Genomic DNA, 17,507 nt, shown 5'->3' with positions numbered 1-17,507 from the left:
TTTCCAAAGCCACCCTTGTATTTAGTCGATCACAATCGTTATCTAGATGAAGTGGATGATAAGTTTGTTACCGATGCATACCACTCATTATCTATTGAAGGCTACCGAGTCACGCATGATCTTATTGAACATGTTCGCTCTGGTGATTGGAATCCGGAACAATCAAGTTAAAGTAAAAAACACCTAGATGCGATGGCTGCAAAGGGCTATTGGAATTCATTTCAAAAAGTAAAGTTAGCAGTAAAACAAGTTTTAAACGGAAATAATGCTGGAAAAGTATTAGAGGCAACTCATGCAGGTTGGTACTTAGCTTTGTTTGGTGCAAGTGTCTCATCCGGCATTGTGAAACAATCAGATCTAGCTGGTTATCGAACAGGGCCTGTATTTATTAGAAAATCAAAACATACTCCACCAAGTAGAGAAGCGGTTCGAGAAATGATGCCTGCTTTGTTTGATTTACAGAGAACGCTGCTGTTCGGGTTGTATTGGGACATTTTATTTTTGTTTATATTCATCCTTATTTTGATGGTAATGGCCTTATGGGGCGTTTCATCATGAATTTAATGATGGCATCGGGAGGCTACTCTTGGACAATAGTACCTGTTGAAAGACGAGATGAGTATATGCAAGCATTAGAGGTCGCCAGTGCACAAGAGAATATAATTCCCTTCACAAAATTCATCGCTTCGTTGTTGTAAACAGTCCTTTACGCTTGGTGATGGGCGGTTCGACGGTTGTTATCGAGACCTCGTGAGTGATACTTAATGGGAAATCACTCATTTATTGGTGGTTATAGTCACCATTTTTGTTCCTTTTGTTGTTTTTGGTGAGTATAGTGACCAAAAGGAGAGGCTATGAATTCATTATTTAAAATTTCAGAGATTATTCTGTACGAAAGAAAAAAAAGGAAATGGAGCCAACAGTCACTTGCTGATTATGCCGGACTTAATAGAACGACTGTTGGTAAAATTGAGCGCAATGACTATGATGACGTTGGCTTAAGAAAAGTCGAGCGTATCCTTAATTTATTCAATAAATCCTTAACAGTGGCAGACACCGGTTTGCCGACTTTAGATCAATTAAAAGAGATTAATAATGGCTAATGTTGATGTCTATAATCACAAAAGCAGAGTAGGGAGACTTGAGAAAAAAAATGAGCTCCATCACTACGCCTATGACTTAAACGCAAAGCATGCATTGTCGCTTACTATGCCTATTCGATTAGAAACATACTCATATGAAGGCTTACATCCTTTTTTTCAGATGAATATGCCTGAAGGGGAATTACGATTAGCAATTGAAAAAGCAACAGCAAAAAATTATGGCAGTAATGACCTGACGGTATTAGCATTATTAGGCAATAACCAGATTGGTTCAATACGGTATGCACTTGAAGACCAAGAATTAGTTGATGAAAGTGACTTTGATTTGAGCCTAGCGCACCTTATTAAAAGTGATGATGTTGATCTATTCTCTGAGTTATTATCAAGATTTGCATTGCGTTCAGGGGTTGCCGGTGTTCAGCCCAAAGTATTGTTAGAGGCTAAACAGATAACTCATGATGAAATTGACCCCAAAAATACCTACCCGCTAGATTCATATATCGTGAAAAGTTGGGGTAAAGAATATCCAGAATTGGCTTGTAATGAATTTGTTTGCTTAAGTATGGCAAAAGAAGCGGGGTTAACTGTTTCACCTTTCTACCTAAGTGAAAATGCGCGGTTGTTGATAACTAAACGCTTTGACATTAACAAAGAAAATCAGCCAATAGGCTTTGAAGATTTTTGTGTATTACAGGGCCGTTCAACGAAACAGAAATATGATGCAAGTTTAGAGTCTTGCGCGAATACGATCAGGCAATTTGTTTCTCCAGAATACTGTAAAACGGCTTTGTATGATTTTTTTAAACTGACGCTTATCAATATTATTTTAAGAAATGGTGATGCTCATTTAAAAAATTATGGCGTGCTCTATGAAGATCTCGCGGATTATAAAATAGGGGAGTTACCTAAGGTATCTGTCGTTTTTTCACCCGTATTTGATATTGTAAGCACCATTCCGTATATAAAAAACGATACCATGGCCTTAAGTTTAACAGGATCTAAACGCTGGCCAAAATGGAAAGTGCTAGTAAAATTTGCTAAGCAACACTGCTTACTTTCAAATAAAGAAATTACGCAAGTGATAGATGAGGTTGAACGCGCTAAATTAAATGTGTTACCAATCATTGAAGCGCTCAGTATAAAACATCATAATTTTAGTCCTATTGCAGATGAAATGTTGGAGCTATTTAAGGTTAATATAAAAGATAATTGATCCCTCAATAATGATGACCATATTTTGTTGACTGTCGTGTTTAATATGACGTAATTGGGTTAGCTTTATGGATTTACTTTTCCCCAATAGTTTATGCTCCTATTCAACAACCTCTTTAAAAATAATTAGTTAGCCACCTAATAAGACACATCTTAAGCCACCATAAGATTCCAGTTAATGAACTGAAAGTTTTCTTACAGCTTTTACAGCGATATCTCTGATGCCCTTGACGAGTTACATCACATCGAATAAAGCTTTTACCTTTGCAGTGTGAACAGGATGAAATTGTACTTTCTCGTTCAGCAATTGTCTGTCTAACTCGATCTTTAGATAGCTGAGCATCAACTTGGTGTTTGAGTCGCTTCAACTCAATATGTGAGAAGTTTTTTATGTTATTTTGGGTGACTGTAAAGCTGCTGTTTTCCATCTGCCAAAACCTGGCTGTTAAGTGATGCTACGCTACTCAGGTGAGCTAGCGCATTAGTATTAGAAATGATATTCCAGATAAACTAAATCAGGATCTCGGAAAACTTTCGCAACGTGATTTATAAAATCGACCTTATATGTAAGGTAGTGCAGCAACTTAGGTTGTGAACTAATTGCATTAATATCAAAGATTACGATATTAGTCTCTTTAGAAGGTGAGCGCACAGAGGGGCATACAAGACCTCTAGCCCCTTCCTGATGCAGCCTCTTGCCGATCATCTGCGTCATTGAGTAATCAGAGGGGTGCATTAGCTCTGGAATATCTTTTTCAAGACCAATCAAATCGAAAGCCATGCACTCAACATGAACCTGATAAATAGCTCTTTCTCGATGCATTATCCCATTTTCACTATTCCAATCATGCTCTACTGATAATCCTTCACTAATCATCCAGTGCAACGTCTCGTAAATTGTTGTATCTAAAGCAAGAGAGCCATACCAAGCTGGGTAGGTCGCATCTGAATATCGAGAACTCATAAAGTTGTCTGTATTAAATGGATACTCGATAGCTGTAGAGTAATAAAATGACCGCTCCCTAATTGCCGCACGACATGTGTTCTCTTTATGGTCAATTTCAAAGTTAACCAACACATCATGAGAATCTAAATCACCCATATCGTCCAGAAGATCGTCAAACAAGTTTTCACTAATGCGAAGTGATACGATATTCCGGTAAACATCATCATCTAAGTGACGAACTTTAGTGATGTTATCAAACAATGATGACATTAGCGTCCTCGACTCATATCTAAGTAGCGACTTACCTTAGCAATGCCCAAATATCCATCTTCAATCATCACTTCTAACGGGGTGCGGCCTTCAAATTTTTTGTTACGCATTGTAATCCACCCGTAAAGTAGCTCAGGGTTTTTTGGGTACAGTAATCGCAAAGCTTTATGGATTGCCAATAAGTATCCTACACGCTCATGTGAATCACGCCCCGTTGGTATACCAACTAAGCCTTCAGCCATAGATTTTAATTTTTTACGACTCGAAAGGCTTATACCGAGCAATGAACATTGGGAGTCCTGTGATATCCCCCAATGTTTAAAAAGCCTTGTGACTGCTTTTGCAAGTACTATCGACTCGTCTTTGTTGGTAGTTTTAGCTTGCGCTCTATTCGTTGCTAACATATCGAAATCTCCTCATATTTGACTACAGTATAAGAACAGCCTTTGGTTATTGCAACATTGTATGTTGCAATTTACCCTCTGGTTCTAAGGAGGGGATATAGAAGATTTAAATGATGGCTGAATGCCAACACGGAAATGGAACAGAGCCACAGGTTTGGTGAAAGAGGTCAAACTGTTTATGAGAGCAAGTCACCATTGTGTATACAGCATCAAATGTTACTTGGTGTTAGTTACGAAATATAGAAACAGGTGTTTTACAGATGAAGTTTTATTAAGGCTTGAAAGCATTTTTACAGAGCAATGCGCAAAGTGGGGTGTCGAACTCTTGGAGTTCAGCGGGGAATCTGATCATGTCCACCTAATGCTTGATTTACACCCAAGCGTTGCACCTCTTGAGGTGCTAAAGGAGTATATCAACAACCAAGATAGGCCAACATAAACAGGACTTTGTCCTGTATACTATCCATCTCGCACCAAGCTATTTCGCTTTGGCTCAATAGCTATAGTCGGAGAATTCCGTCGAAGGATGTTAAAATATGATTACAGGTTAGCAATCACTTGCAAATGGAATTGTGGTCTTAGTTTTCTAAAAATTAAAAGCAGGTTCTTTTAGTGCTTGTTCAACTCGATTAATCCCTAGTCGGTTAGCTACCTCCTTCCAATTCTTTACAGCAGTCAATACATCGTCATGAATTTCTTCCGCTTTTGCATCTGATAATCTAAAAAAATCTTTTACTTCGAAGGCTAACTCATAATCTAGCGAATTATCTTTGTCGGTAATATTAAGATGAAGACCTTGTTTGCCAACAATTGGGTTGATGTCATAGGCAGGCGAGAGCTTCCAACCATTGTCTGTGAGTAAAAAACCATGGTTACGTAGGTGATCATCCGTATTTGAAACTGCGATGTTAAAGATTATTCTGCGCCATAGTTGAGCGAGGTCTGCTTCAGTCTGAGCGCCATTGTTCTGTAAAAATTCAGCTATTTCTAAATAACTTGCCCCATGTGAGTCTTCTCCATCATAATATTCAAGTTGCTAGCCTGAAAGCCAATGCAAAGAAAAAAGCGTATTATCAGCGTATTCTGGCTAAGAAAAAGCGTTTGAATAAAAATAAAAAAAAGCATCGCTGCGAGTCCAACAGCCAACAAAGGCTAGCCAATAAGATTGCTAAGTTAGATAATAAAAACGCCAACATTAGAGAGAATTTTTGTCACACAATTTCTAAGGAAATAGTGCAAGAAGCCAAGGCTATTATCAGCTTGGAAGATTTAAAATTAAAAAACATGACACGAAAAGCGAAACCTAAGCGTGATGCATCAGGGCGTAATTTTACCAAAAACAACGCACGAGCAAAAAGCGGATTAAACCGCAGTATGCTTAATGTTTCTCTGGGCAGGCTTGGTGTTTTTGTCACGTACAAAGCCAATGATTTCGGCAAGGCTGTAGTCCATGTTAACCCTGCTTACACATCAAGAACATGCCACGTTTGCCAAGGCAAAAATACTGCTAGGCCAAATCAGGCCGCAATAATTTGCCTCAACGGATGTGGTACTTTGCTGACGAAAATGCAGCTATAGTGATCGCACAAAGAGCCGTTTCTTACATCAAAGAGTCTAAGTTTGCTGAGAAAGCAAAACCTCGTAAGACAGCTATTCGCAAGAAAAAGGCGGTGTTTCCGCCACTGGTGGGTGAATTGCCATCAGTTAAAAAATCAGGAAAGTTAGAAGTCGCTCTTTTAGAGAGCGCCCCTTATTTGCTCGCAAGTAAGCTGGCGTAAGACCGTCAATAGACGGCAGGCTTTGCACCAAAACTTTTTTACAACAAAGGACATTAACTTAGTTTTTGTCTTGGAAACCCGATCAGCTTTAGCTACGGGTAGTTCATCTAAGAATCTCCTTCCAGAATCAGCTTGCTGATTTGGTGGGAGTTATTCAACGACGTGCGTTCCATTACTTGCCATCCATGAGCTTAATGTTTTGCAGCTTGATGCCAACTTCATCTTTGGCGGCAATTTCAGTAAAATTATTATCCATTCCTAGCACAGACATAACTTTTAGGTAAGTACCGATCGCAACCCCTGGATCTCCAGCAAAAACCTTATTAACTGTTTTTGGGTCGAATCCTGTTCGTTCGCATAGTGTCTTTTTTGTGTAACCACGGCGCTTCATGGCCAGAATTAAATCCTCCCCGAAGTGAGTCAATATTTTTCGCTGTTTAGGAAACAGGATGTTGTGTAAGTTGCGCTTTGCCATATCATCACCTTAAATCTTATATTTAGTCATTATAGCAAAAAACCACATGATCGGGACTATGTTCCCATTATTGTAGGTAAAATAGGAATATAGTCCCTTTTTTGAAGATAAATCATTATTTGTTATTGAAATAAAAGTTTCTGTAATGATTTTTGATGGGTGATGTTAACGTGTCGTTAGACGAAATATTTACAATAAGAATATTATCGTGCTTAGTTAAGTAAAAATTAGTAATGGCCGAATCTCATCATCATCGTTGCGAGCGCTTCATGACACAACGAATAATGCGAGGGCTGTCTTATCGTTTTTGGTTTTTAGATTTCCCTTTGTGGTTGAGAATAAGGCAAGGTTCCCACTAAAAAGACATCTTAAGGCACCATAAGACACTTTTCAGTCAGTCAGCACTTGCTTTGATTTAACTATTTCAAAGGGGCCTCCGTCATCCTAAAAATGATGATAAAAACTCGCCTTGGACATAAGGTTAGCAATATTAAATTTATGCATTCGCATAAAAAAATAAGAAAAGCATTCAGTTTGCTATATATTTTATGCGTACGTATAAAATATATTGATTATTTTGTTTTTTAAAGTAAAATTTATGCGAACGCATAGGTGGTGGGTATGAAACTAAATAATACAAAGCAATTGGGCCAGTTGGCTAAAATTGTTAGGCAGGCACAGTCTTTAGATCAATCAACTGCAGGTTTGTTGTCCGGTAATGGCTTAACGTTTATGAGTCAATTTGAAAATGGCAAAGATACAGTTGAAATAGGTCGTGTTTTACGCCTTCTTGACCAGTTAGGTATTGAATTATTGATAGATATCCCTCCTGGAGTAAGTGAAAAATATCTTGACAAAATTGATAAAATAGAAGGTAAATAATGCGTGAGCTTCAAGTATATATAAATGATGCTTTAATTGGTAAATTGTCTGAAAATGAAGATATATGGTCCTTTCAATACGCTCAAAGTTGGCTTGAACGCTCTGATTGCTATGCACTTTGTTCAAATATCCCTATTACAAGTGCGACACATATTGATGGCTCAAGTAAGCGTTATATTCAGTGGTTTTTTGATAACCTTTTGCCAGAAGAAGGTGCGAGAACATTGTTAGCAAGAGATATAAATGTAAATGAAGCGGATTCGTTTGGCATATTATCTGTTGTTGGTTCAGAGTCGGCTGGTGCAATAACATTAACAACAGAACACCTTGATAATACACTAGAACTCATCCCCCTCTCTTATAATAATTTAAACGACAGAATATCTGCTTTGCCGGATATACCGCTTAATAATGCTGAAAGTAAGCGCATGTCCATTGCTGGCGCTCAGCACAAAATGCTTATTATTCTTGAAAATGGTAAGTTTTTTGAACCAGTTGGTAGCACTCCTTCCTCTCATATTTTAAAACCAGAACATTCCAAACCTGATTTATATTGGCAAACAGTTAGAAATGAGTGGTTTGTGATGAATTTAGCGAAGTCACTTGGTTTCAATGTTCCTGTCACAGAGGTTTATTATTTTCCCGCAGCCGCTTATGTTATTGAACGTTTTGACAGAAAGGGGGGCTTCCCTAAGCAAACTCGACTTCATGCGCTTGATGCTTGCCAGTCTTTAGGGCTAAGCAGAGCGAGCAAGTATGCACTGAGCAATGTAGATCAATTAAATAGGTTTGCTGATAGCATGAGAAACAAAGGGGCAACAAAAATAGCGATATTTAATTGGGCTATTTTTAATGCCATAGTGGGAAATACTGATGCACATTTAAAAAACCTATCATGTTTAGTGAACGAGCAAGGTGCCGTTTTATCACCTATGTATGATTTGATATGTACGGCAATTTATGAGGATAAAAGAGGGCACTTGGATGCGGAGTTATCTCAACCAATGGGGAAGGCTAAAACCCTTGGGGAGTTGACGCGAGAGGATGTTGTATTTTTTGCAAAGCAGCTTGGCCTCCCAGATAAATTAAGCCTTGGTTTGTTAAATGATATGCTGAATAAGATAGAAGAAAAAGCCGATATTCTAATTAAACATATAGAGGAGTTACCTGGTATTCCTCATAGAGCAGGTGAGCTAAGAATGCTAAGTGAGATAAGATATAAACTCATTGCTGAAATGAGTTTAAGGTTAAGAGTGCAATGAATTTAATGCATCTATAGAGTCGATTTTATTTTCTTTATTAGCCCCGTCATTCCCGACAAAACAACTCGGGAATGACGGGGCTAGTGTTTTATTTCGTCATCCTCGAAGTCTTTTATCGAGGATCTTGTGTTGCTGGCTCTGAGATTCCCGATAGAATAATTCGGGAATGACGGGGCTAGTGTTTTATTTGTAACCGCTCTACAAACCCATCTTACAAAGCCTCCAACTAACTGACACGATTTCCTTTTACCTTAAAAGGAAATCGTTATGCGCAGTAAACCACTGACCAAAATACAGCAAGATTGGCTCAATCATATTGAGCAAGCCACCAAACACAAGCTATTTATGCCTGCTTATGCGAAGCAAAATAACCTTGCTTTAAAAATATTTAATAACGCACGATCCGCGTTAACAAAAAATGGAATATTACCCACTATTACTAACAACCCATTGATACCTGTATTTTGCGTCGGACCTAGTTGCCTACGAAGTATCATTCAGTGCTTCTTATCTGTTTATCATTTTCATTAGTGTGAAACAATGTGCTTACCAATATTATGTCCCATTAAAAACCTCTTTAAAAACAACCTATTAATCACCTAATAAGACATGTCTTAAGCAGCCATAAGACATTTTTTAGTCAATTTGGCTTAAATCGTTAGGTAATTTTCGTCGAGTTATCACATTACCTATTTCATCTTTAATTGAAAAAACGCTGTTATTTGAATGTAAGTCAATACCGCTATATTGTGAGTGAACACAAAACCTAGATGGTGTTACTTGTATCCATATTTTCTTTGAAATACTGCTCCTATTTTTATCATTTCGAGTTAAAAAATTACAAAGTATTGTGGCCAATATTGCTTAACTATATTGCATTTCGTCGGTGGCGTAGAAATTTCCACCGAATAAGCTAAATTCTCTAAAGAGGTTGGTACTCAGTTTCTTTGATCGCTTTTAATCGTATATTGACACAACTGAGCACTTTAACTTTGTGCTCATTTTTCATGTAACTGGCGTTAATGGTATCTAGAATGATGGAAGCACTCTTGGTGGTTACACGATGAAGTAGTTTTAATGCCATTTTCTCGTTAATACCGATTGCCTTGGCAAATAAAATAAAATCATATCCTATGTAGGTGCCATGTTCGGTGTTAAAGCCTGGTGCTAAATCTGTTTCATTTTCCTCTAGAGCTAACAACGGTAAAGCGAGTGGATCGCCTTCGAAGTAAGGAATGGTTGATACATAGTCGTAAACAGGTGCTAAACTCTCAGGCTCAACTTTAGGCACTAGTATTCCAAAATTACGCAAGTGTAGGTCGTTGTTCCCAAGCACGTAAGCGTAGATGATTCGCAAGAAAATGTCTTGTTTGAACTTTAGGCTTGAGTTGATGTTATTAATTAAAAACTTACATGCTTGTTCGTAACTAACTTTTGCAACACCATCTACTTTTCCATATTTATCAGCAACGTTCATCGCCGCGTCTAACTGTTCTTGGTGGACTTTTTCTAACTCGTTAACCCTATCATAGCGTTTAATAATAAAAGCATACTCTACAGAATCTTCATCTTTCTCCTTTGAAAACGCAACAAGACCGAAAGGGGGCACATCAAATCCTAATTGTTGCATAACAAGCATTATTGCGTGCTCATTTTCTGCAAGCATTGGGAACTGCTCTGGAGATGGCTTTAGGATGTAAGTTGCACTATTTTTCACAACATTAAACTGGTCATTTATGATACATAGCGATAATTTTGGTTGGTAGCCAGATATGCTCATGCCTTTTTGGTTAATTGGCCCCACTTCAATAAACCCCCTTCTAGTGAAAGGTAGCGTGGTGTCTGTAGTGGTGCTTCCTGTCAGGTATTTAACACCTTTTTTGGTATATCCCTCCGCGAGCTCTTTTTTCCCTTTAAGTGGCTTTAGCGTAATTAGGCATCTATCTAAATTCATGGTTTTCTCTTAAGTATTTAGCTTCATTAATATTTTGTGTTCCGAACTACTCAGTTACGGACTCAACTGTAATTGCGCCTAGGAGATCAGTTCCATTTGCTATTAAAAATCCGAATGTATCCCTTTCATCAATCTTCTGGATTTCTGAATACCTTTTCTTTAGCCAACCTTCAGGCGTAAGGCTTTTGAAATACGGGTGCAACTCTTTGCTTACATGCAAAAGAGTGGAGGTAGGAATGCTTAGCGAAATAGGTTTTCCTTTGTAGTTTTCATCGTAAGTGAAAACATATTTATCGGCTTTTTCTTCGAGCATTCCAGCAAAAACACCAAACATAAAAACATTTACTTTTCTGCCCATGATTTTATTCCTAGTTCTTTTAGTACCATGATAACGCTTGAAAAACGGGCGCTCGAAGGGTTAGAAAAAATACGTTTGAGTGTTGAGTATGAAAGGCTGGTTTGAAGCTCTAAGTCTTCCATTGAAATTTCAAGTTCTTTCCGTTTATATTTCATTAGTGCAGCTAGTTCATTCATTTCATTGAGATCCACGCCATCGTTCGGGTTAGTGGATTTTAATTCTAGCTCGTCAACTTTTTCAACAAGTAACTTGTGTAGTTCATCAATTTCATTCCGCATTTTTAGAATTGAATTATTAATCATAAATGACCTCTTTTTAGTATATAAACATATATTAGCTTAAATAAGAGATTGCTTAAATAGAAATGGTTCAAATAAGGTTTTTTTTTAATTAAATTAAAGTTTTTGTTTTATTTTTGACTGTTTTGATTGTTTTGATTGTTTTGATTGTTATGATTGGTTCTAGGTTTATATTTGGCACTTTTGTGTTTTTTGAATAGTGGGTTCAAATTTGAAGGTTTTTTGGTTTTTCTACCTTCCCGAGCGCCTGGCTTTGAGTCCGTTTGCGTTTCAGTTCTGACCCAACGAGTAATGGCACTCAGTGATACACCTAGGTTGTTGGCTGCTTCCTGCCTAATGTATCCTTGTTCTGTAACTAGCTTTACTGCGCTTTGTTTAAATTCTACTGTAAATATTGGACGTGTTGTTTTCTTATTCATAATCTACCTCGACTAGATATATTAACTGAAGTCTTTACTAGTGTCCGGTAGTATTAAACCACTACACTCTGCCTGATAAACTGCATCATAGATTATGAATTACGTTATTTAGTCGCGTCAAATTTGTCTTTCCAAGTAAGAAACAACTTCTCTGTTACACCGAGTGACACAATCGCTCCACTATGGAGTTTATCAAGTTCAACCGTCGCAATAGAAATGAATTTATCTGCATTTTGAATTAGGTTTTCAACGCAAAACTGCTCGAGTTGAACCTGTACCTCATCCCCCACAATCATTCCTCTGATGATTTTTCCGATAGCTTGTTTGCGTTCACTACGGTATTTGATTCTATACGAATCGATTACACCAATAGATCTCTCAACGACCTCATACTGGTGGCTAGAACGCTCGTAAGCCCAAATAAATACATCTAATGCAGGCATATGGTCACCTGTCTCATAAAAATAAATTAAACACTTAACATAGTCATCTTTAGGGACATCCACAAAGCTTAATGGGCACAAGTTTTCTTGAATGAAAGGTAAGTTGCAGCTCAAGCGAGCAGTACGTTTATTCACATCCTCAAACGCTTGAAGGTATGATAGGTGCATAAGCAAGAAGAATGCTTGCTCAAACGGGTCTTCAATTTTATTGGCCTTTCTTAGTAGCAATATAAATAGCTCTTCGAGTTGCTGTGGAGCATTTAACGGCATATATGAAGTCTTGGTTATTTTGACCTCTATTTGTCTTATTTTACCGCATGCTGAGCTATTTGAGAGTAAATCTTGCGACAAAAGTTGATGTAGATTCCTGATCACAAAGGGAGTCACGGAAATCTCTTCTGCATTTTCAATTAGAAAAAGGATCGCTTCTTTATGATTTAAGATCATAATAGTTTCTTCATCGAACTTACCATTAGCTGCTTCACCCATTTGCAGTAACTTCTCTGTATCAAGAATTGAGTATGTATTCCCTTCCAGTCGACTAGAGTTGAAGGACAAGTCGACGAGCAGCCTTTGTGTTATGTCCTTAGCGTAGGTTCCCGCTGCAAGTTTATTGTTAAAGCGTTTGCCTAATGCCCTGAGTTTGAATGCTGTCTCTTCAGGTACATAGCGAGTCTTATTAGGGACATAATTCTCAAGCAAAGTCATGTCATAGGGGACTTTAGTACGTGTATAAGAAGGGCTATCAAGGACAGTAAGCTTTTCTAAGGACTCTTGAGATAAAATGAGGTTGTCACTCAACGGGGCATTTTCTATATTTTTAGATAACACCTCCTTACTCTCGACTAAGGACATATATTTAAGGGCACTTCTTTGGCCTGCTGTAGTAACCTGCAAATTAACAACAAGATTTTTTAGGCGTCTTTGTAGTGTTTTTTCAGTGATATCAATCGACAATAAGTTATTGATATCACTTCTTGATAGGGGCTTCCGTGCACCATCAATAACATTTTTAACTAATTTAAGTTCTTGCTCAATTGTGAGTGAATTTTGTTTCATAGCCTACTCATTAATTGTCCTTAATGTAAGTAGATTATCCTTGTTAAGGACATATTGCAATGATTAAGGACATTACCAAATGAGAATCAATGATTAGGGCGCGTATTTAAAGTTTATTTTATAGCCAAAAAAAACTCGTCATTCATGGCTAGGATGTAAGGCATAGTTGCGTAGCAACTACGCGCTTGTAAAAAATGCGCTGTATATAATTGGCTCTGTTGTACTTCTGTGTTGTTAACTTATGGTTAACCTCCTCACTTATTCATTCTGTGGAGTAAAAAAAAGAGGTCGCAACCTAAGTTAAGTTAAATTCAGTTAACTTAACTTAACTTAACTTAACTTAGGTGGGGCACGATAATCAACTAAAGTAATTTAGGGGATTATTATGCAAAAAATTTACAATAGAGAAACAGAGCTTAATGAGCTACAACGTGTCACTGCCAACATAGCTGACAGCAAAGGGAAACTGAGCGTAGTTGTTGGTAAGCGTCGTATTGGCAAGACCGCAACAGCGAAGCACGATGGAAGGAATGATCTCTATTAATCATCAGAAAGTTTACATAGCTAATTCCTTGTGGCTACTATTGTGTCCAAAATGTTTCATATTGTTGTATAATGGATACCATGTTGTCTATTTTAGGTGGTTTATGAATAAGTTGTCTTTGTTGTCTGCTAATGAAGTTCAGTCAGGGCTATGCGAGTGGCTTATTGCAAGAAGAAAGGGCGCTAAACTTTCTAGAGCTCAACTTGCTAAATTAAGTACGGTACCTGCTTCTACGATTAAAAAGTTTGAAACCACCGATCAAATCTCTTTTCGTCAATTTATTTTGCTTTGGCAGAGTTTGGATGACTTATCTCGTTTAAACTCTCTTACCCAAAAACAAATTGTGCATTCTGCCCCTACCTCAATTGAAGAGGTGTTGAGATAATGGGCTATGGGCGTATCAGTAAATTAGAGGTTTTTCGTAAATTATCGGATGGTACTAATGTTGCTGTTGGTACCTTAGCGCAAAATAGGCAGGGCGTTTACTTTCAATACGATGCAAGTTATTTGCAACAATACCATAATCTATCTCCTTTTAACCTTAACTTTGATTCATCACTACAGCTCGCACCTAACCGGCCCCATAATGCTTTGCATGGCGCATTTTCAGACTCTCTTCCCGATGGTTGGGGCTTACTGTTGATGGATAGGGTTTTTAGAAAAGAAAATATGTTACCAGCACAAATTACAGCGATGGATAGGCTTTCGTTTGTAGGTAAAGGTGGTATGGGAGCATTGTCTTATTTACCTGTTTCAGACTTAAAGAAAAATACAGAACAGGAGTCGCTATCAATCGCACAACTAGGGCTACAGGCTCAAGCTATTTTTGATGGGCAAACATCCGAAGTGTTGCAAGCATTAATTAATGCGGGTAGTTCCGGGGGAGCAAGGCCCAAAGCTCAGCTATATTTGAACCAGAGCAATGATTTATGCAGCACCACTCCTAGAGATGATAGCGAAGCATTTTTAGTTAAATTCACCTCTTCACAATTAGCGCTTGGCCATGATGAAGGAGTATGTGAAGCTGCTTATTTAAGTATGGCAAAACAAGCAGGTATTGATGTCCCACAATGGAAGCTATTAGATGCTCCTAATGCTTCAGGTGCAAGACAGTGGTTGGCTGTTAAACGTTTTGATCTGATCAAAAATAGGCATGGTAATGAAGGCCGGTTACATATGCACAGTGCAAGTGGTTTACTGGATGCAGATTATCGAATGCCAAGTTTAGATTATGAAGATTTAATTAAAGTAAGCAGCTTAATCTGTCGCAGTCCCGCCGCAGGTCAAACAATGTTTCGCAGAATGGCATTTAATTTGTTTGCTTTGAACCAGGACGATCATAGTAAGAACTGGGCTTTTTTACAACAGGACTGTGGGCAGTGGCAATTAGCTCCATTTTATGATGTAACGTTTAGCCCTTCTTCCTACGGTGAGCATGCAACAGCTTTTGGTGGTTTTGGTCGGCAGCCAAGTTTAAAAGTAATGCAAAAACTGGCCGCACAAGCCAATTTTGCAAACTGGGAACAGGCTAGAATAGTGCTTTGTGAAGTGGTTGATGCGATACACTCTTTTGCGGGTATTGCTAATGAATTTGATATGACGACAGAGGTTTCGAAACTGATTAATAAACAGCTAAATAGTAATTATTTAGAGAATAGTTTGTTGTTGAAAAGCCTGTAGGCTTGGCACAATGCCCTTCGAATATTGAATAACTCCCACCAAATCAGCAAGCTGATTCTGGAAGGAGATTCTTAGTTCAACACGCTTTCACTAGAGTCTGGCATAGCCACACTCCCCGATCCAGTCGCTCCCTAAGCTAGCCCCGCCATCCCAACGGTTAATATGTTTATAGCTGCATTAATATCTCGATCATGTGTTGTGTGACACTGTGGGCACTCCCATGATCTCACGCTGAGTTTTAGGCTCTGATTTATAAATCCACACTTCTCTGTGCTACAACGCTTAGAGCTTGGGAAAAACCGATCTATTTTAGAGATAGTTCGATCTGCCCACTCAGCCTTGTAACTCAATTGCCGAACGAATTCCCCCCAGCTTGCATCAGCAATATGCTTGGCTAGCTTAGGGTTTTTAATCATGTTTTTTACAGCCAATGTTTCAACGCAAACGACTTGGTTATCGTTAATTAGTTTGCGAGATAACTTGTGTAAGTTATCTAAGCGACAGTCGGCTATTTTTGCATGTAATTTAGCTACTTTATGTTTTGCTTTTGCTCGGTTTGCTGAGCCTTTTTTCTTTTTGAATAGTTTGCGCTGTAAAAATGCAAGTTTACTTTCATAACGTTTTGTGTGGCGAGGGTTGGATTGTTTTTCACCATCAGAGGTTATAAACAAATCTGTTAAGCCTAAATCGATACCAATTGTTTTAGCAGTAACAGGCATTGGTTTAGGTTTAAATTTACATAGCATTGAGACAAAATAACGCCCAGCGGTATCTTTGCTGATCGTGATTGAGCTTGGGTTTGAAGGTAGTTCTCGACTCCAGCGAATGTTTAGTGGCTCTTTTGATTTAGCAATAAAGAGCTTGCCATTTTCATATTTTAGCGCGGTGCCGACAAGTGAAAAAGATTGTTTGTTTTTCTTTGATTTGAATTTTGGGTATTTCCCTCGCTTATCAAAGAAATTCTTAAACGCAGACTGTTGATTTCTGATTGATTGCTGCAGGGCTACGCTTGCTACCTCGCCAAGCCAATCATACTCAGGTATTTTCTTTAGGCTAGTTAGCATGGCACTTGCTTTGTTATAGCTAATGCTTTTTCCATCTTGATAATAGCTATCTGTTCTCGCTTTTAAGATATTATTCCAAACCACACGAACACAGCCAAACGTTTTAGCAAACAGTTCGGCTTGGTCTTTAGTTGGGTAAAATCTTTGCTTGATAGCTATTTCTTTCATATTCTACATTATAGTTCACTTCTTGTAGGGAGCAACAACATTAGTGCTTCGCACTAAAGGCTATCCACCTCCCCCCAAACTAACTCGCTAATGCTCGTTAGCTATGGACGGAGTACTACGCCAAATCGATAGATTTTAGGCTTATATCTTAACGGAATAGAAAGCACTGAACGTGAAAACGTCCGGTGCTTTCTTGTTTTAGGCAGAATAAAATGCCTCACATTATTACGCATAAGTTCAAGGTTTTTAGGAATCGTACCGTCGACTGATCAAGCATAACCACGAATCTACATATCAATTATGCAAATACCCGTTTTAAAACTAAGGGGGACTTTGGCTTCTTCGCTCCATTTTTTATCAATAGCAGTGAACACATATTTGAAAGGTTTTTTGGGTTTTTCTACCTTCTGTTTTTATGCTTATACGTTTTAATTGGGACTCGTGTTTGTTCGAGGGGGATTTGAATGGCTGATGAAGACTGCAAAAAGTCGTTTGTGTCGTAAGACCTCAGTTCTAAAAGGCGCGTATTGATGAAATCTCTCTTATTTAAAAGTTAAGGATAGTTTCGGAAAGAGTACCGTTTAAATACCTTGTAAAATGTATTTATCCAAGGTGGGAGAGTATATCTAAGGCTGGTGCCAATACCCTATAATCATGCTCTACAGGTGCTTTATCTGAAGCAGGACCGGTAAAGGTTATTAACAGTATTAGTTTTATTAGTTTACTCTTGGTCCAATCATAATATGCCCTTTTATTTCTGTTTGTTTTCCACAACTATACATTACTATTCAGGTTAAGCCTAACTGTGGTGGCAGTGAAATTGGCCACAAATCTAAAATTTATAAGTTGGTGTTGGGGCGGTTGCGAGATAGCTTTCTAAGGCGAAAGGGGCACATTGCTAGATATGAATTATCGTGTTCTGGTAGTTATAATTCACTTGAAGTTAAGTTAAATCGATTTAACTTAACTTTATTTATTTTAGTTACAAGTTACAAGGGGGGGCGACTTAGTGCTATCTAATTATGAACACGCTAATCTGATACTTTTCGCAAATTGACTCTTTATTCTGATGTTTTTCCCCGGAAGCGAGTATTGCAGTAACCAAGTTAATTGAGATACTTATTTTTAGTTTGTAAGTCGATGTATGGACTCCACAACTCTAGCAAGTAGCCTAGAGTTACTGTAAC

At 38.1% G+C, this 17,507-nt stretch carries 24 protein-coding genes and 1 pseudogene; 14 read left to right on the top strand and 11 right to left on the bottom strand.

The genetic code is table 11. From position 1 onward, the window contains the following. The first annotated feature begins 15 nt into the window (after positions 1-15). The 5 genes from QQK09_RS00400 (at position 16) to QQK09_RS00380 (ending at position 2,316) form a co-directional block, all read left to right on the top strand. On the top strand, positions 16-171 hold the full coding sequence (locus tag QQK09_RS00400) for a hypothetical protein (protein WP_284202133.1): 156 nt from the start codon (positions 16-18) through the stop codon (positions 169-171). 21 nt (positions 172-192) lie between these two features. Next, complete coding sequence (locus tag QQK09_RS00395; RefSeq protein ID WP_284202852.1) at positions 193-558, top strand: hypothetical protein; 366 nt, start codon at positions 193-195, stop codon at positions 556-558. Then, the gene (locus tag QQK09_RS00390; RefSeq protein WP_284202132.1) at positions 486-698 is read left to right on the top strand and encodes a Fic family protein; all 213 of its coding nucleotides are present in this window, start codon (positions 486-488) and stop codon (positions 696-698) included. Before QQK09_RS00395 ends, QQK09_RS00390 begins: the two co-directional genes overlap by 73 nt. A 156-nt stretch (positions 699-854) precedes the next feature. Beyond that, positions 855-1,103: a helix-turn-helix transcriptional regulator gene (locus QQK09_RS00385; RefSeq protein ID WP_284202131.1), complete on the top strand. Its 249-nt coding sequence runs from the start codon at positions 855-857 to the stop codon at positions 1,101-1,103. After that, complete coding sequence (locus tag QQK09_RS00380; protein ID WP_284202130.1) at positions 1,096-2,316, top strand: type II toxin-antitoxin system HipA family toxin; 1,221 nt, start codon at positions 1,096-1,098, stop codon at positions 2,314-2,316. Before QQK09_RS00385 ends, QQK09_RS00380 begins: the two co-directional genes overlap by 8 nt. Positions 2,317-2,431: 115 nt before the next feature. Here QQK09_RS00380 and QQK09_RS19350 read toward each other — a convergent pair whose 3' ends face one another. The 3 genes from QQK09_RS19350 to QQK09_RS00370 are packed head-to-tail and all read right to left on the bottom strand — an operon-like array spanning position 2,432 to position 3,935. Then, a complete protein-coding gene (locus QQK09_RS19350; protein WP_431312569.1) occupies positions 2,432-2,743 on the bottom strand; it encodes an IS1/IS1595 family N-terminal zinc-binding domain-containing protein in 312 nt (103 codons plus the stop codon). A 59-nt stretch (positions 2,744-2,802) separates the two neighbouring features. Further along, on the bottom strand, positions 2,803-3,531 hold the full coding sequence (locus QQK09_RS00375) for an RES family NAD+ phosphorylase (protein ID WP_284202128.1): 729 nt from the start codon (positions 3,529-3,531) through the stop codon (positions 2,803-2,805). Next, the gene (locus QQK09_RS00370; protein ID WP_284202127.1) at positions 3,531-3,935 is read right to left on the bottom strand and encodes an antitoxin Xre/MbcA/ParS toxin-binding domain-containing protein; all 405 of its coding nucleotides are present in this window, start codon (positions 3,933-3,935) and stop codon (positions 3,531-3,533) included. The genes QQK09_RS00375 and QQK09_RS00370 overlap by 1 nt, the downstream gene beginning before the upstream one ends. Positions 3,936-4,056: 121 nt before the next feature. On the opposite strand from QQK09_RS00370, the gene tnpA reads away from it, so the two are divergent. After that, entirely contained in the window at positions 4,057-4,374 is a 318-nt protein-coding gene (gene tnpA / locus QQK09_RS00365) for an IS200/IS605 family transposase (RefSeq protein ID WP_348532695.1), read from the top strand. Between the two features lie 147 nt (positions 4,375-4,521). Here tnpA and QQK09_RS00360 read toward each other — a convergent pair. Beyond that, a pseudogene (locus QQK09_RS00360) lies at positions 4,522-4,971 on the bottom strand (type II toxin-antitoxin system HipA family toxin); the annotation flags it as partial. A gap of 248 nt (positions 4,972-5,219) precedes the next feature. On the opposite strand from QQK09_RS00360, the gene QQK09_RS19305 reads away from it, so the two are divergent. Both QQK09_RS19305 and QQK09_RS00350 read left to right on the top strand, forming a co-directional pair. Next, the gene (locus tag QQK09_RS19305; RefSeq protein WP_348532698.1) at positions 5,220-5,513 is read left to right on the top strand and encodes a zinc ribbon domain-containing protein; all 294 of its coding nucleotides are present in this window, start codon (positions 5,220-5,222) and stop codon (positions 5,511-5,513) included. Continuing rightward, positions 5,513-5,713 carry a hypothetical protein gene (locus QQK09_RS00350; protein ID WP_284202125.1) on the top strand — a complete coding sequence of 67 codons (201 nt, stop codon included), beginning with the start codon at positions 5,513-5,515 and terminating at the stop codon, positions 5,711-5,713. Before QQK09_RS19305 ends, QQK09_RS00350 begins: the two co-directional genes overlap by 1 nt. A 172-nt stretch (positions 5,714-5,885) precedes the next feature. Here QQK09_RS00350 and QQK09_RS00345 read toward each other — a convergent pair whose 3' ends face one another. After that, positions 5,886-6,188 (bottom strand): helix-turn-helix domain-containing protein, encoded by a 303-nt coding sequence (locus QQK09_RS00345; protein ID WP_284202124.1) that lies wholly within the window; start codon positions 6,186-6,188, stop codon positions 5,886-5,888. A gap of 621 nt (positions 6,189-6,809) precedes the next feature. On the opposite strand from QQK09_RS00345, the gene QQK09_RS00340 reads away from it, so the two are divergent. From QQK09_RS00340 to QQK09_RS00330, 3 genes are all read left to right on the top strand, one after another. Next, the gene (locus tag QQK09_RS00340; protein ID WP_284202123.1) at positions 6,810-7,070 is read left to right on the top strand and encodes a helix-turn-helix domain-containing protein; all 261 of its coding nucleotides are present in this window, start codon (positions 6,810-6,812) and stop codon (positions 7,068-7,070) included. Next, entirely contained in the window at positions 7,070-8,332 is a 1,263-nt protein-coding gene (locus tag QQK09_RS00335) for a HipA domain-containing protein (protein ID WP_284202122.1), read from the top strand. The genes QQK09_RS00340 and QQK09_RS00335 overlap by 1 nt, the downstream gene beginning before the upstream one ends. Positions 8,333-8,599: 267 nt before the next feature. After that, positions 8,600-8,863, top strand: coding sequence for a hypothetical protein (locus QQK09_RS00330; RefSeq protein ID WP_284202121.1), 264 nt, complete (start codon positions 8,600-8,602; stop codon positions 8,861-8,863). 391 nt (positions 8,864-9,254) lie between these two features. On the opposite strand, the gene QQK09_RS00325 is transcribed toward QQK09_RS00330, so the two are convergent. The 5 genes from QQK09_RS00325 to QQK09_RS00305 form a co-directional block, all read right to left on the bottom strand. After that, a complete protein-coding gene (locus QQK09_RS00325; protein ID WP_284202120.1) occupies positions 9,255-10,286 on the bottom strand; it encodes a type II toxin-antitoxin system HipA family toxin in 1,032 nt (343 codons plus the stop codon). Between the two features lie 46 nt (positions 10,287-10,332). Beyond that, a complete protein-coding gene (locus QQK09_RS00320; protein WP_284202119.1) occupies positions 10,333-10,644 on the bottom strand; it encodes a HipA N-terminal domain-containing protein in 312 nt (103 codons plus the stop codon). Then, a complete protein-coding gene (locus tag QQK09_RS00315) occupies positions 10,629-10,946 on the bottom strand; it encodes a helix-turn-helix domain-containing protein (protein ID WP_284202118.1) in 318 nt (105 codons plus the stop codon). Before QQK09_RS00315 ends, QQK09_RS00320 begins: the two co-directional genes overlap by 16 nt. Positions 10,947-11,053: 107 nt before the next feature. Next, positions 11,054-11,362, bottom strand: coding sequence for a transposase (locus QQK09_RS00310; protein ID WP_284202117.1), 309 nt, complete (start codon positions 11,360-11,362; stop codon positions 11,054-11,056). A gap of 104 nt (positions 11,363-11,466) precedes the next feature. Then, on the bottom strand, positions 11,467-12,864 hold the full coding sequence (locus tag QQK09_RS00305) for a Fic family protein (protein WP_284202116.1): 1,398 nt from the start codon (positions 12,862-12,864) through the stop codon (positions 11,467-11,469). 385 nt (positions 12,865-13,249) lie between these two features. Here QQK09_RS00305 and QQK09_RS00300 point away from each other — a divergent pair, with 385 nt between their 5' ends. From QQK09_RS00300 to QQK09_RS00290, 3 genes are all read left to right on the top strand, one after another. Continuing rightward, a complete protein-coding gene (locus QQK09_RS00300; RefSeq protein ID WP_284202114.1) occupies positions 13,250-13,408 on the top strand; it encodes a hypothetical protein in 159 nt (52 codons plus the stop codon). A gap of 103 nt (positions 13,409-13,511) precedes the next feature. Continuing rightward, positions 13,512-13,793 carry a helix-turn-helix domain-containing protein gene (locus QQK09_RS00295; protein WP_284202113.1) on the top strand — a complete coding sequence of 94 codons (282 nt, stop codon included), beginning with the start codon at positions 13,512-13,514 and terminating at the stop codon, positions 13,791-13,793. Then, positions 13,793-15,088 carry a type II toxin-antitoxin system HipA family toxin gene (locus tag QQK09_RS00290; RefSeq protein ID WP_284202111.1) on the top strand — a complete coding sequence of 432 codons (1,296 nt, stop codon included), beginning with the start codon at positions 13,793-13,795 and terminating at the stop codon, positions 15,086-15,088. The genes QQK09_RS00295 and QQK09_RS00290 overlap by 1 nt, the downstream gene beginning before the upstream one ends. A 131-nt stretch (positions 15,089-15,219) precedes the next feature. Here the strand turns inward: QQK09_RS00290 and QQK09_RS00285 are convergent, their stop codons facing one another. After that, entirely contained in the window at positions 15,220-16,320 is a 1,101-nt protein-coding gene (locus tag QQK09_RS00285; protein ID WP_284202109.1) for an RNA-guided endonuclease TnpB family protein, read from the bottom strand. Between the last annotated feature and the right edge of the window lie 1,187 nt (positions 16,321-17,507).

It is taken from the genome of Psychromonas marina (genome assembly GCF_030161115.1).
In the GTDB taxonomy this organism is placed as follows: Bacteria; Pseudomonadota; Gammaproteobacteria; order Enterobacterales; family Psychromonadaceae; genus Psychromonas; species Psychromonas marina.
This window is presented reverse-complemented; position numbering and strand designations above follow the sequence as displayed.